Below are 14680 nucleotides of genomic sequence, written 5' to 3'. Positions count from 1 at the left end.
TCAGGGTTTGGCCGGAATCAGCGGTTCGCCCCTGGGCGGCACCAGCCGCGGGAGGGAGTACGGCAGCGCGCCGTACCAGAGGCGGGCCACCGTGTAGCCGAAGGCCAGACACAGGATGCCGCCCACCGCGTCCAGCCAGAAGTGGTTGGCCGTGGCGACGATGACGATCAGGGTGACCGCCGGGTAGAGCAGGCCGAGCATCCTGGCCCAGGGGACCGTGGCCAGCGCGAAGATGGTCAGACCGCACCACAGCGACCAGCCGATGTGCATCGACGGCATCGCGGCGTACTGGTTCGACATGTTCTTCAGGTCGCCGGAGGCCATCGAGCCCCAGGTCTGGTGCACCAGCACGGTGTCGATGAAGCCGCCGCCGTTCATCAGCCGGGGCGGGGCGAGCGGATACAGGTAGTAACCGACCAGCGCCACACCGGTGGTGGAGAACAGCACCATCCGGGTCGCCGCGTAACGCCCCGGATGACTACGGTAGAGCCACACCAGAACACCCAGCGTGATCACGAAGTGCAGGGTGGCGTAGTAGTAGTTCATGCCGACGATGAGCCAAGTCACGCCGTTCACCGCGTGGTTCACGGACTGCTCGAAGGCGGTGCCGAGATGGTGCTCGGCCTGCCAGATCCAGTCGGCGTTGCGCAGCGCCTCGGCCTTCTGCTCCGGGACCGCGTTGCGGATCAGCGAGTACGTCCAGTAACTCACCGCGATCAGCAGGATCTCGAACCACAGCCGGGGCCTTCGCGGGGCGCGCAGCCGGTCCACGAACCCCTGCCCGGACCGGTCCGTGACTGGCTGCGGAACGGCCTCTTCCAGGCCTTCCTGCTGCGGCGTCACGGTCGTCTCACCCATGGGCACAGAGTCTGCCAGACAATAGTTACCCCATCGATCATCCCCTGGGCCGGTCCGGAGCGCACCTCATAAGCCCACCGGACAGGACCGTCTCCATCTTAGGGACGATTGCGGTCTCCGGGGGCGGAAGCGGTCGAACCGCGCACCACCAGCTCGGGCATGAACACGAACTCGCTGTGCGGAGCTGGCGTTCCGCCGATCTCCTCCAGCAGTGTGCGCACGGCGGCCTGGCCCATCGCCGGGACCGGCTTGCGCACGGTGGTCAGCGGCGGGTCGGTGAACGCGATCAGCGGGGAGTCGTCGAAGCCGACCACCGAGATGTCATGCGGCACGGACAGACCCCGCTGCCGGGCTGCCCTTATGGCGCCGAGCGCCATCATGTCGCTGGCGCACACCACGGCCGTGCAGTCACGGTCGATGAGCGCGGTCGCGGCCGCCTGGCCGCCCTCCAGCGTGTACAGGGAGTGCTGGACCAGCTCCGCCTCGATCGTGTCGGCCGGCAGCCCCAGCTGGTCCTGCATGGTGCGCACGAACCCCTCGATCTTGCGCTGCACCGGCACGAACCGCTTCGGTCCGAGGGCCAGGCCGATCCGGGTGTGGCCCAGCGAGGCCAGGTGCGTGACCGCCAGCTGCATCGCCGCGCGGTCGTCGGGGGAGATGAACGGCGCCTGCACCTTCGGCGAGAATCCGTCCACGAGCACGAAGGGCACGCCCTGCGCCCGCAGCTGCTCGTAGCGCTGCATGTCGGCGGTGGTGTCGGCGTGCAGTCCGGAGACATAGATGATCCCGGCGACCCCGCGGTCCACCAGCATCTCGGTCAGCTCGTCCTCGGTCGAGCCGCCCGGGGTCTGGGTGGCGAGCACGGGTGTGTAGCCCTGGCGGGTCAGCGCCTGGCCGATGACCTGCGCCAGGGCCGGGAATATCGGGTTCTCCAGCTCGGGCGTGATCAGTCCGACCAGGCCCGCGCTGCGCTGGCGCAGCCGGACGGGACGCTCGTAGCCGAGCACGTCGAGGGCGGCCAGCACGGACTGGCGGGTGGTGGCGGCGACGCCGGGCTTCCCGTTGAGGACGCGGCTGACGGTCGCTTCGCTCACCCCCGCCTGCGCAGCGATGTCCGCAAGCCGTGTGGTCACGGCAGTGGACTGTACCGGTCGTATGTCGCCTTGCACACCAACCGGACGCCGGGTGCGGGCGGTGGACCGGCGCACCGGTGGTTGCTGTGACATGGCGTCCCCTCGTGAAACGTACGGCAAGAGCTTGCAGAGTCTTGCACAAGTGTTCCTCCATGCGCTGATCACCTGCAATACCGGGTCTCGTGACAGTGGAGAACAGGTCACGCCGACGTAACGCCTGAGATCCCTTGCACTTTTTTGCTGCAAGGTCTTTCGCAGCGCTTACATGGCTGTTACGTTCCAGTCGCCCGGCGGCCGCAACGGCGCAGTCGGCAAGACGCAAGGGAGACGGGCGGGACCGTCACCCATGGCAACACGGGCTTTCACCCTCAAGGAGAACTCATGCGGCGTGGCATAGCGGCCAGCGCGCTGGTGGCGTCCCTCGCTCTCGCGGCGACGGCCTGCGGCGGCGGAAGTGACAGCGGCGACAAGGCCGACGGTCCGGTCACCATCACCTGGTGGGACACCTCCAACGCGACCAACGAGGCACCGACGTACAAGGCCCTGGCCAAGGAGTTCGAGGCCGCCAACAAGGGCATCAAGGTCAAGTACGTCAACGTCCCCTTCGACCAGGCGCAGAACAAGTTCGACACCGCCGCCGGTTCCAAGGGTGCCCCGGACGTGCTGCGCTCGGAGGTCGGCTGGACCCCCGCCTTCGCCAAGAAGGGCTTCCTCCTGCCGCTCGACGGCACGGACGCCCTCGCGGACCAGGGCAAGTTCAAGACCAACCTGATCGAGCAGGCCAAGTACGAGGGCAAGACCTACGGCGTTCCGTTCGTCACGGACACCCTCGCCCTGGTCTACAACAAGGCCCTGTTCGAGAAGGCCGGCGTCGAGGCCCCGCAGACGTGGGACGAGCTGAAGCAGGCCGCCGCCACGATCAAGGCGAAGACCGGTGTCGACGGCTACTGGGGCTCCACCCAGGCCTACTACGCCCAGTCCTTCCTCTACGGCGAGGGCACCGACACCGTCGACGCCGCCGCCAAGAAGATCACGGTCAGCTCGCCCGAGGCGAAGAAGGGCTACGGCACCTGGCTGAGCCTCTTCGACGGCAAGGGCCTGCACAAGGCCGACACCACCGCCGACGCCTACGCGCACATCCAGGACGCGTTCGTCAACGGCAAGGTCGCCGCGATCGTCCAGGGTCCGTGGGAGATCACCAACTTCTACAAGGGCTCCGCGTTCAAGGACAGGAACAACCTCGGCATCGTCACCGTGCCGGCCGGTTCCTCCGGCAAGGCGGGCGCCCCGACCGGCGGTCACAACCTCTCCGTGTACGCCGGCTCCGACGAGGCCCACCAGCAGGCCTCGCTGAAGTTCGTGAACTTCATGACCTCGGCCCACGCCCAGGAGACCATCGCACTGAAGAACTCCACGCTTCCCACGCGCGACGACGCCTACACGCCGAAGGTCAAGGCCGACCCGGGCATCGCCGGCTACCAGTCGGTCCTGGCCGCCGCCCAGCCGCGCCCGGCCCTGCCCGAGTACAGCTCCCTGTGGGGCCCGCTGGACAGCGAGCTGCCCGCCATCGCCGGTGGCAAGAAGTCCCTGGACGAGGGGCTGAGCAGCGCCGAGACGTCCATCGCCAAGCTGGTGCCGGACTTCAGCAAGTGACCGCCCGTGGCCGCCGGGACGCCCCGATCATGGTGGGGGAGCGTCCCGGCGGCCGCCGGCCTGTGCGCCGTACTCCCCTTGATCTTTCAGAAGGTGTCGAACCATGACAGTCGCCATCGATCGAGCGACCGGCAAGCGCCGCGGTGATCGCGGGCCCCGGCCCGGCCTCGGGCAGCGCCTGAAGCACGCCTACCAGAAGCACTGGTACGCCTACGCCATGATCACCCCGGTGGCGATCGTGCTCGGCATCCTTGTGCTCTATCCCCTGGCGTACGGCTTCTATCTCACGCTCACGGACGCCAACAGCCTCAACACGGCGCGCACCATCGGCGTCAACGAGATCGAGGCGACCTACAAGTTCATCGGGCTCGACAACTACGCCGACATCCTGTGGGGTCCTACGGCGTACGACCGGTTCTGGTCGCACTTCATCTGGACGATCGTGTGGACGGCCGTCTGTGTCGCCCTGCACTACGGGGTCGGCCTGGGCCTCGCCCTGCTGCTCAACCAGAAGCTGCGCGGCCGTACCTTCTACCGGCTGATCCTGATCCTGCCCTGGGCCGTGCCGACCTTCGTCACCGTCTTCGGCTGGCGGTTCATGCTCGCCGACGGCGGTGTCATCAACTCGGCCCTGGAGGCGCTGCACCTGCCGGCACCGCTGTGGCTGGAGGACACCTTCTGGCAGCGGTTCGCCGCGATCATGGTCAACACCTGGTGCGGTGTGCCGTTCATGATGGTCTCGCTGCTCGGCGGACTCCAGTCCATCGACGCCTCGCTGTACGAGGCGGCCGAGATGGACGGTGCCAGCGCCTGGCAGCGCTTCCGCTACGTGACCCTGCCGGGCCTGCGCTCGGTCAGCTCCACCGTCGTCCTGCTCGGCGTGATCTGGACGTTCAACCAGTTCGCCGTGATCTTCCTGCTTTTTGGGGACACCGCCCCGGATGCCCAGATCCTCGTGACCTGGGCCTACTACCTGGGCTTCGGACAGCAGCCGCGCGACTTCGCGCAGTCCGCGGCCTACGGCATCCTGCTGCTGGCCATCCTGATCGTCTTCACCTCCTTCTACCGCCGCTGGCTCAACCGCAACGATCAGCAGCTCGCGATCTGAGGCAGGAGCTCACATGAGTACGACCACAGTCGAGACCTCCGCCCAGGAGACCCGGACCGGCCGCACGGCCGATCCGAAGGGCGGCATCCGTCGCCGTGGCGACAACAGCCTGCTGGGCTCCCTCGCCTCCCACGGCATCCTCATCGTGGGCAGCCTGATCGCGCTGTTCCCGATCGCCTGGCTGATCTTCCTGTCGCTGGGCCCGGACAAGGACGACTATCTGCACCCCGGTGACATCTGGGGGAAGATGACGTTCGACAACTACTCGTTCGTCCTGACGGAGACCAACTTCTTCGACTGGCTGAAGAGTTCGCTCATCGTCTCGCTCGGCACCACGGTCATCGGCGTGATGATCGCGGCGACCACCGGGTACGCGGTGTCGCGGATGCGCTTCCCCGGCTACAGGAAGTTCATGTGGGTGCTTCTGGTCACCCAGATGTTCCCGATCGCCGTGCTGATCGTGCCGATGTACCAGATCCTGTCGGAGTTCCAGCTGATCGACACCTACCTCGGTCTGATCCTGGTCTACTGTTCGACAGCCGTGCCCTACTGCGCCTGGTTGCTGAAGGGCTACTTCGACACCATTCCGTTCGAGATCGACGAAGCCGGCCGGGTCGACGGGCTCTCCCCGTTCGGCACCTTCTTCCGGCTGATCCTGCCGCTGGCCAAGCCCGGCCTCGCGGTCGCCGCCTTCTACAGCTTCATCACCGCGTTCGGTGAGGTCGCCTTCGCCTCGACGTTCATGCTGAGCGACACGAAGTACACCTTCGCGGTCGGTCTGCAGAGTTTCGTCAGCGAGCACGACGCCCAGCGCAACCTGATGGCCGCCACCGCGGTCCTGGTCGCGATACCCGTCTCCGCGTTCTTCTACCTCGTGCAGAAGAACCTCGTGACCGGCCTGACCGCGGGCGGCACAAAGGGGTAGGCGCCGAGAGGGGGACTGATCGCCGTCGATCGTGCGCGGCTCTCGTCGTGGCAGGTCGCGCAGGTTCCCCGCGCCCCTCAAGGGCGTCACCCCCCGGGACCCGAGGCGGCCGCGGTGACCATCCGACCCCGCTGTCACCGCGACCGCCTCGTCACCCGCACCCGAAACCCACATGACATCCACTCAGTTACCCAAGGACGCCATGAGCCAGCATTCCGCCGACCCGGCACCGAACTCCGCCGTCGCCACCGTCGCCAAGCGCCGCGACTGGTGGCGGGACGCGGTGATCTACCAGGTCTATCCGCGCAGCTTCGCCGACAGCAACGGCGACGGCATGGGCGACCTGGAAGGCGTACGCTCCCGTCTCCCGTACCTGCGCGATCTCGGCGTGGACGCCGTGTGGCTGAGCCCCTTCTACGCCTCCCCACAGGCCGACGCCGGCTACGACGTGGCCGACTACCGCGCCGTCGACCCGATGTTCGGCAACCTCCTGGACGCCGACGCGCTGATCCGCGACGCCCACGCGCTGGGCCTGCGCATCATCGTCGACCTGGTGCCCAACCACTCCTCCGACCACCACGAGTGGTTCAAGCGCGCGATCGCGGAGGGCCCCGGCTCCCCGCTGCGCGAGCGCTACCACTTCCGCCCCGGCAAGGGCGAGAACGGCGAACTGCCCCCCAACGACTGGGAGTCCATCTTCGGCGGCCCGGCCTGGACCCGGGTCACCGAGCCCGACGGCACCCCGGGCGAGTGGTACCTGCACCTCTTCGCCCCCGAGCAGCCCGACTTCAACTGGGAGCACCCGGCCGTCGGCGACGAGTTCCGCTCGATCCTGCGCTTCTGGCTCGACATGGGCGTGGACGGCTTCCGTATCGACGTCGCCCACGGCATGGTCAAGGCCGCCGGTCTGCCCGACCTCGGCGCCCACGATCAGCTCAAGCTGCTGGGCAACGATGTCATGCCGTTCTTCGACCAGGACGGCGTCCACGACATCTACCGGCAGTGGCGTCTGATCCTCGACGAGTACTCCGACGCACTGGGGCCCGAAGGGCCTTCCGCGGAAGGGCGGGGCCGCGAGACGGGCGGGCGCATCTTCGTCGCGGAGGCGTGGACGCCCACCGTCGAGCGCACCGCCAACTACGTGCGCCCCGACGAGCTGCACCAGGCCTTCAACTTCCAGTACCTGGGCACCGAATGGGACGCCGAGGAACTGCGCACGGTCGTCGACCGCACCCTGGAGGCCATGCGCCCGGTGGGCGCCCCCGCGACCTGGGTGCTGTCCAACCACGACGTCACCCGGCACGCCACCCGCTTCGCCAACCCGCCCGGTCTCGGCACCCAGATCCGCGAGGCCGGCGACCGCGAACTGGGTCTGCGCCGCGCCCGCGCGGCCTCCCTGCTGATGCTGGCGCTGCCCGGCTCGGCCTACGTCTACCAGGGCGAGGAGCTCGGCCTGCCGGACGTCGTCGACCTGCCCGACGAGGTGCGCCAGGACCCGGCGTACTTCCGCGGCGCGGGCCAGGACGGCTTCCGCGACGGCTGCCGGGTGCCGATCCCGTGGACCCGCACCGGTGCCTCCTACGGCTTCGGCGGCGGCGGCAGCTGGCTGCCCCAGCCGGCCGCGTGGGGCGAGCTGAGCGTCGAGGCCCAGACCGGCGAGGCCGGCTCCACCCTGGAGCTGTACCGCGCGGCCCTCGCGGTGCGCCGGGAGCACGCGGACCTCGGCGCGGGCGACTCGGTGGAGTGGCTGCGCGCGCCCGAGGGCGTCCTGGCGCTGCGCCGCGGCGAGTTCGTGTGTGTCGCCAACACCACCGGCGAGTCGGTGACCACCCCCGCCTACGGCCGTGTCCTGCTGGCCAGCGGCGAGGTCGCTCAGACCGACGGCGAGACCAAGGTGCCCGCCGACACGACCGTGTGGTTCAGCACGGCCGAGTAACTTCTTGCAGCAACTTCCTCCGGCCCGCTGCCCTTTTGGGCGGCGGGCCTTTAACATCTGGCCACCGCAAGGTTTCTGAAAGATTTCAGCAAACCCCTTCAACGATGAAGGAACTCCCCACATGGCCAGCAGAATCGTTTCGGGCGCGCTCGCGCTCGCCGGGGCGGCCGCGGTGCTGATACCCGGCACCGCCCAGGCCTCCCCGCCCGGGACCAAGGACGTCACCGCCGTCCTCTTCGAGTGGAAGTACACCTCGGTCGCGGCCGAGTGCACCAACCGCCTCGGCCCCGCCGGATACGGCTACGTGCAGGTCTCCCCGCCTGCCGAGCACATCCAGGGCTCCCAGTGGTGGACGTCGTACCAGCCCGTCAGCTACAAGATCGCCGGCCGGCTCGGCGACACCACCGCCTTCCGCAACATGATCGGCACGTGTCACGCGGCCGGGGTGAAGGTCGTCGTCGACACCGTCATCAACCACATGGCGGCCGGCAACGGCACCGGCACCGGCGGCTCGTCGTACACGAAGTACAACTACCCCGGTCTGTACTCGTCCAACGACTTCGACAACTGCACCGCGTCGATCACCAACTACCAGGACCGCTGGCACGTCCAGAACTGCGAACTGGTCGGCCTCGCGGACCTCGACACCGGTGAGGACTACGTCCGCTCCGCCATCGCCGGCTACCTGAACACCCTGCTGTCCCACGGCGTGGACGGCTTCCGCGTGGACGCGGCCAAGCACATCCCGGCCGCCGACCTCGCGAACATCAAGTCCCGGCTGAGCAACCCGTCGGTCTACTGGAAGCAGGAGGCCATCTACGGCGCCGGGGAGGCCGTCCAGCCGTCCGAGTACACCGGCAACGGCGATGTGCAGGAGTTCCGCTACGCCTACGACCTCAAGCGGGTCTTCAACAACGAGCGGCTCGCCTACCTGAAGAACTTCGGGGAGGGCTGGGGCTACATGAGCAGCGGGGTCTCCGGCGTCTTCGTCGACAACCACGACACCGAGCGCAACGGCTCCACCCTGAACTACAAGGACAACGCCAACTACACGATGGCCAACGTCTTCATGCTGGCCTGGCCGTACGGCGCCCCGGACATCAACTCCGGCTACGAGTTCTCCGACATCGACGCCGGCCCGCCGAACGGCGGTCAGGTCAACGCCTGCTGGCAGGACGGCTGGAAGTGCCAGCACGCCTGGCCTGAGATCCAGCGCATGGTCGCCTTCCGCAACGCCACCCGCGGCCAGGCCGTCACCGACTGGTGGGACAACGGCTACCAGGCGATCGGCTTCGGCCGCGGCGGCAAGGGCTATGTGGCCATCAACCACGAGTCCTCCTCGCTGTCCCGCACGTACCAGACCTCGCTGCCCGCGGGCACCTACTGCAACGTGCAGAACAACACCTCGGTGACGGTCAACTCCAGCGGCCAGTTCACCGCCACGCTGAGCCCGAACACGGCCCTGGCCATCTACGCGGGCAAGTCCTCCTGTTGAGCCGCTGAACCCGCAAGGGTCGTGAAATTCCTTTCCGTTACTTTCACGACCCTTGCTGCAAGTGTTGCGCCGACGGTACGGTCGCGCGCGGGGTCGGACCCGAATGAGCCGTAATCGCAAGGAGTTCACACCTGTGATACCGAGATGGCCGGCGCCAGGGACGCGCCGCACCGTGCAGGGCGGACAGGGCAGAAGGACCGCGGCGGTCGCCGTCACCGCGCTCGCCGCGGCGCTGGTCCAGCCGCTCGCGGCCCAGGCCGCCACCCCGCCGCCTCCGCCCTCGGACGCGGCCCTCGCCAAGGCGGCCGCGCGCCACGACCTCACCCGTGAGCAGTTCTACTTCGTGCTCCCGGACCGCTTCGCCAACGGCGACACCGCCAACGACCGCGGCGGGCTCACCGGTTCCCGCCTCACCACCGGCTACGACCCCACCGACAAGGGCTTCTACCAGGGCGGCGACCTCAAGGGACTGACCAAGCGCCTCGACTACATCAAGGGCCTGGGCACCACGTCCATCTGGATGGCGCCCATCTTCCGGAACCAGCCCGTGCAGGGCACCGGCGCCAACGCCTCGGCGGGCTACCACGGCTACTGGATCACCGACTTCACCCAGGTCGACCCGCACTTCGGTACCAACGCCGACCTCGAGAACCTCATCGACAAGGCGCACGCCAAGGGGATGAAGGTCTTCTTCGACGTCATCACCAACCACACCGCCGACGTCGTCGACTACGAGGAGAAGTCCTACGGCTACCTCTCCAAGGGCGCCTTCCCGTACCTGACCAAGGACGGCCGGCCCTTCGACGACGCCGACTACGCGGCGGGCGGCACCCGCTTCCCGCGCGTCGACAAGGACTCCTTCCCGCGCACCCCCAGCGTCCCGGCGGCCAAGAAGAACCTCAAGGTCCCGTCCTGGCTCAACGACACGCGGATGTACCACAACCGCGGCGACTCGACCTTCGCCGGGGAGAACTCCACCTACGGCGACTTCTTCGGCCTGGACGACCTGTGGACCGAGCGCCCCGAGGTCGTCACCGGCATGGAGCGCATCTACCAGCGCTGGGTGCGCGACTTCGACATCGACGGCTTCCGCATCGACACGGTCAAGCACGTCAACCTGGAGTTCTGGACCCAGTGGGCCACGGCGCTGGACGCCTACGCCAAGGCCCGGGGCCGCGACGACTTCTTCATGTTCGGCGAGGTCTACTCCGCCGACACCTCCATCACCTCGCCGTACGTCACCCAGGGCCGCCTCGACGCGACCCTCGACTTCCCCTTCCAGGAGGCGGCACGGCAGTACGCCTCCCAGGGCGGCAGCGCCAAGAAGCTCGCCGGGGTCTTCGGTGACGACTACAAGTACACGACCGACAAGGCCAACGCCTACGAGCAGGTCAGCTTCCTCGGCAACCACGACATGGGCCGCATCGGGACGTTCCTGAAGCAGGACAACCCCAGTGCCTCCGACGCCGAGCTGCTGAAGAAGGACCGGCTCGCCAACGAGCTGATGTTCCTCAGCCGCGGCAACCCGGTCGTCTACTACGGCGACGAGCAGGGCTTCACCGGTGCCGGCGGCGACAAGGACGCCCGCCAGAGCATGTTCGCCTCCCGTACCGCCGACTACCTCGACGACGACCAGCTCGGCACGGACCGTACGCACGCGAGCGACGCGTACGACACCGGAGCACCGCTCTACCAGCAGATCAGTGCTCTCGCGGGGCTCCGCAAGGCCAACCCGGCCCTCGCCGACGGCATCCAGACCGAGCGCTACGCCGCGGACGGCGCGGGCGTCTACGCCTTCTCCCGCACCGACGCCAAGACCGGCACCGAGTACGTCGTCGCCTTCAACAACGCGGGCGAGGCGAAGTCGGCGACCTTCGCCACGGGCTCCGCTGCCCTGCGCTTCGACGGGATCTACGGCACCTCGGGCGCGCTGACCTCGGACGCCGACCGCAAGGTCACCGTCACCGTCCCGGCCGGCTCCGCCGTCGTCTACAAGGCCGCAGGCCGGCCCGCCGCTCCCGCCACCAGGCCGACGCTCACCCTCAAGGCCCCCGCGGCCGGTGCCACCGGCACCGTCGAGCTGACCGCCGACGTCGAGGGCGGGCAGCTCAACCGTGTCGTCTTCGCCGCCCAGACCGGCACCGGCGCCTGGCGCGTCCTCGGCTCCGCCGACCACGCCCCGTACAAGGTGACGCAGGTCGTCGGCAAGGACGTACCGGCCGGTACCGCCCTGCGCTACAAGGCCGTCGTGATCGACTCGGCCGGCCGCACCGCCGGCGCCACCGCCGCCTCCACCACCGGCACCCCGCCCGCCGAGGAGATCCCCGCCGCGTCCTCGCGGGACTACGCGGTCGTCCACTACAAGCGCGCCGACGGGAACTACGCCGACTGGGGCCTGTACACCTGGGGCGACATCGCCGACGGCGAGGCCACGAACTGGCCCGACAGCCACCCCTTCGCCGGCCGGGACGCCTACGGCGCCTTCGCCTACGTCAAGCTCAAGCCGGGCGCCTCGAACGTCGGCTTCCTGGTGATCGACAAGCAGGGCAACAAGGACGTCTCCGCCGACCGCTCGATCGACGTCACCAAGACCGGTGAGATCTGGATCGAGCAGGGCAAGGAGACCGTGCTCACCGAGCGCCCGGCCGCCGAGTACCCGGCCCCGGACAAGACCAAGGCCGTCCTGCACCACCACCGCGCCGACGGCGACTACGAAGGCTGGGGCCTGCACACCTGGACCGGCGCCGCGAACCCCACCGAGTGGTCGAACCCCCTGAAACCGGTGAAGACTGATGCCTATGGCGCGGTTTTCGAGGTGCCGCTCACCGAGGGTGCCACCAGCCTCAGCTACATCCTGCACAAGGGCGACGAGAAGGACCTGCCCACCGACCAGTCCCTGGACCTCACGGCGAACGGCCACGAGGTGTGGCTGTTGAGCGGCCAGGAGAAGTACCTGCTCCCGCAGCCCGAGGGCTCCGCGGCCGCGCTCGACCTGACCACCGCCAAGGCGGTCTGGATCGACCGGAACACGATCGCCTGGAACGGCTCCGAGGCCGCCGCCTCCACCCAGCTGCTGTACTCCCGCACCGGCTCCATCGAGGTCGAGGACGGGACGCTGACCAGCACCGACGAGCGCTGGCTGCGGCTGGACAGGACGGACCTCACCGACGCCCAGAAGGCAAAGTTCCCGCACCTGCGGAACTACACCGCCTACTCCGTCGACCCCCGTGACCGCGACCGGGTCCGCCAGGCACTGAGCGGGCAGCTCGTCGCCTCCCAGCGCGCCGCCAACGGCGCCGTGCTCACTGCGACCGGCGTGCAGATCGCGGGCGTCCTCGACGACCTGTACGACGCGACCGGAGCCGACCTCGGCCCGGTGTTCCGAGGCGACCGGCCCACCCTGTCGGTGTGGGCGCCGACCGCGCAGAGCGTCGCCCTGGAGCTGGACGGCACGACGGTGGCCATGCGGCGCGACGCCGCGACCGGCGTCTGGTCCGTCACCGGCCCCAGCACCTGGAAGAACAAGCCGTACCGGTACGTCGTGAAGGTGTGGGCGCCCAGCGTCCGCAAGGTCGTCACCAACAACGTCACCGACCCCTACGCGCTCGCCCTCACCACCGACTCCGAGCACAGCCTCGTCGTCGACCTCGCCGACAAGGCACTCACGCCGACCGGCTGGACGAGCTACACCAAGCCCGAGGCAGTCCCGCTGAAGGACGCGCAGATCCAGGAACTCCACGTCCGGGACTTCTCCGTCGAGGACAGGACCGCCAAGAACCCCGGCACCTACCTGGCCTTCACGGACAAGGACAGCGACGGCTCCAGGCACCTGCGTGAGCTGGCCGCGGCCGGCACCTCGTACGTGCACCTGCTGCCCGTGTTCGACATCGCCACGATCCCCGAGAAGAAGGCCGACCAGACCACCCCCGACTGCGACCTGGCCTCCTTCGCCGCCGACTCCGAGCAGCAGCAGGAGTGCGTGGCGAAGGCCGCCGCCAAGGACGCCTACAACTGGGGCTACGACCCGTACCACTACACGGTCCCGGAGGGCTCCTACGCCACCGACCCGAACGGCACCGGCCGCACGGTCGAGTTCCGCAAGATGGTCAAGGCGCTGAACGAGGACGGCCTGCGCGTCGTCATGGACGTCGTCTACAACCACACCGCCGCGAGCGGCCAGGCCAGGACGTCCGTCCTGGACCGGATCGTGCCCGGCTACTACCAGCGCCTGCTGGCCGACGGCTCGGTCGCCAACAGCACCTGCTGCGCCAACACCGCCACCGAGAACGCCATGATGGGCAAGCTCGTCGTCGACTCGGTGGTCACCTGGGCCAGGCAGTACAAGGTCGACGGCTTCCGCTTCGACCTGATGGGCCACCACCCCAAGGCCAACATCCTGGCCGTGCGCAAGGCCCTCGACGCGCTCACCCTCGAAGAGGACGGCGTCGACGGCAAGAAGATCATCCTGTACGGCGAGGGCTGGAACTTCGGCGAGGTCGCCGACGACGCCCGCTTCGTCCAGGCCACGCAGCGGAACATGGCCGGCACCGGCATCGCCACCTTCTCCGACCGGGCCCGGGACGCGGTGCGCGGCGGCGGTCCCTTCGACTCCGACCCCGGCGTCCAGGGCTTCGCCTCCGGCCTCTACACCGAGCCCAACTCCTCCTCGGCGAACGGCACCGAGGCCGAGCAGAAGGCCCGCCTCCTGCACTACCAGGACCTGATCAAGGTCGGCCTGTCCGGCAACCTCGCCGGTTACCGCTTCACCGACACCGGCGGCAGGGAGGTCAAGGGCTCCGAGGTCGACTACAACGGCGCCCCGGCCGGTTACGCGGCGGCTCCCGGCGACGCCCTCGCCTACGCCGACGCGCACGACAACGAGTCGCTGTTCGACGCCCTCGCGTTCAAGCTGCCCGACACCGTCGGCGCGGACGAGCGGGCCCGGATGCAGGTCCTGGCGATGGCGACCGCCACCCTCTCGCAGGGCCCGGCGCTCTCCCAGGCCGGCTCCGACCTGCTGCGCTCGAAGTCGCTGGACCGCAACTCCTTCGACAGCGGCGACTGGTTCAACGCCATCCACTGGGACTGCGCCGACGGCAACGGCTTCGGCCGCGGGCTGCCCCCGGCGGCGGACAACGCCTCCAAGTGGCCCTTCGCCAAGCCCCTGCTGGGCAAGCTGAAGGTCGGCTGCGAGCAGATCCGGGGCGCCTCGGCGGCCTACCAGGACCTGCTGAAGATCCGTTCGACGGAGGGTGCATTCTCCCTCGGCACCGCCGAGCAGGTGCAGGCGAAGCTCTCCTTCCCGCTCTCCGGCACCGAGGAGACGCCGGGCGTGATCACCATGCGCCTCGGTGACCTGGTCGTCGTCTTCAAAGCCACCCCGCAGGAGCAGCACCAGCGGGTCGCGGACCTCGCCGGGACCGGCTACCGGCTGCACCCGGTGCAGGCCGCGGGCTCGGACGCCGTCGTGAAGAACGCGGCCTACACCGCGGACTCGGGCACCTTCACGGTCCCGGCCCGCACCGTGGCCGTGTTCACCCGGGCCGGCTGACCCGGGGCCGCCGTGCCAGGG

General features: G+C 68.8%; 8 protein-coding genes. 6 read left to right on the top strand and 2 right to left on the bottom strand.

The features are described 5' to 3' along the window. Positions 1 to 858, bottom strand: coding sequence for a phosphatase PAP2 family protein (locus tag ABZZ79_RS13380; protein WP_356689055.1), 858 nt, complete (start codon positions 856 to 858; stop codon positions 1 to 3). 98 nt (positions 859 to 956) lie between these two features. Further along, positions 957 to 1991, bottom strand: a complete 1035-nt coding sequence (locus ABZZ79_RS13375; RefSeq protein ID WP_356689054.1) for a LacI family DNA-binding transcriptional regulator — start codon at positions 1989 to 1991, stop codon at positions 957 to 959. Between the two features lie 381 nt (positions 1992 to 2372). Here ABZZ79_RS13375 and ABZZ79_RS13370 point away from each other — a divergent pair, with 381 nt between their 5' ends. The 6 genes from ABZZ79_RS13370 (at position 2373) to pulA (ending at position 14659) form a co-directional block, all read left to right on the top strand. Beyond that, positions 2373 to 3644, top strand: a complete 1272-nt coding sequence (locus tag ABZZ79_RS13370) for an extracellular solute-binding protein (RefSeq protein ID WP_356689053.1) — start codon at positions 2373 to 2375, stop codon at positions 3642 to 3644. A gap of 103 nt (positions 3645 to 3747) precedes the next feature. After that, complete coding sequence (locus ABZZ79_RS13365) at positions 3748 to 4752, top strand: sugar ABC transporter permease (protein ID WP_356689052.1); 1005 nt, start codon at positions 3748 to 3750, stop codon at positions 4750 to 4752. Between the two features lie 13 nt (positions 4753 to 4765). Beyond that, positions 4766 to 5677: an ABC transporter permease subunit gene (locus ABZZ79_RS13360; RefSeq protein ID WP_356689051.1), complete on the top strand. Its 912-nt coding sequence runs from the start codon at positions 4766 to 4768 to the stop codon at positions 5675 to 5677. 202 nt (positions 5678 to 5879) lie between these two features. Next, entirely contained in the window at positions 5880 to 7613 is a 1734-nt protein-coding gene (locus tag ABZZ79_RS13355; RefSeq protein WP_356689050.1) for a glycoside hydrolase family 13 protein, read from the top strand. Between the two features lie 121 nt (positions 7614 to 7734). Next, positions 7735 to 9108, top strand: a complete 1374-nt coding sequence (locus tag ABZZ79_RS13350; RefSeq protein ID WP_356689049.1) for an alpha-amylase family protein — start codon at positions 7735 to 7737, stop codon at positions 9106 to 9108. 133 nt (positions 9109 to 9241) lie between these two features. Continuing rightward, entirely contained in the window at positions 9242 to 14659 is a 5418-nt protein-coding gene (gene pulA, locus ABZZ79_RS13345; RefSeq protein WP_356689048.1) for a pullulanase-type alpha-1,6-glucosidase, read from the top strand. Positions 14660 to 14680: the final 21 nt, after the last annotated feature.

The sequence above is a fragment of the Streptomyces sp. NPDC006458 genome, assembly GCF_040612135.1.
Taxonomy (GTDB): Bacteria; Actinomycetota; Actinomycetes; order Streptomycetales; family Streptomycetaceae; genus Streptomyces.
The sequence above is the reverse complement of the archived record's forward strand: the minus strand, read 5'-3'. Positions and strand labels throughout refer to the sequence as shown.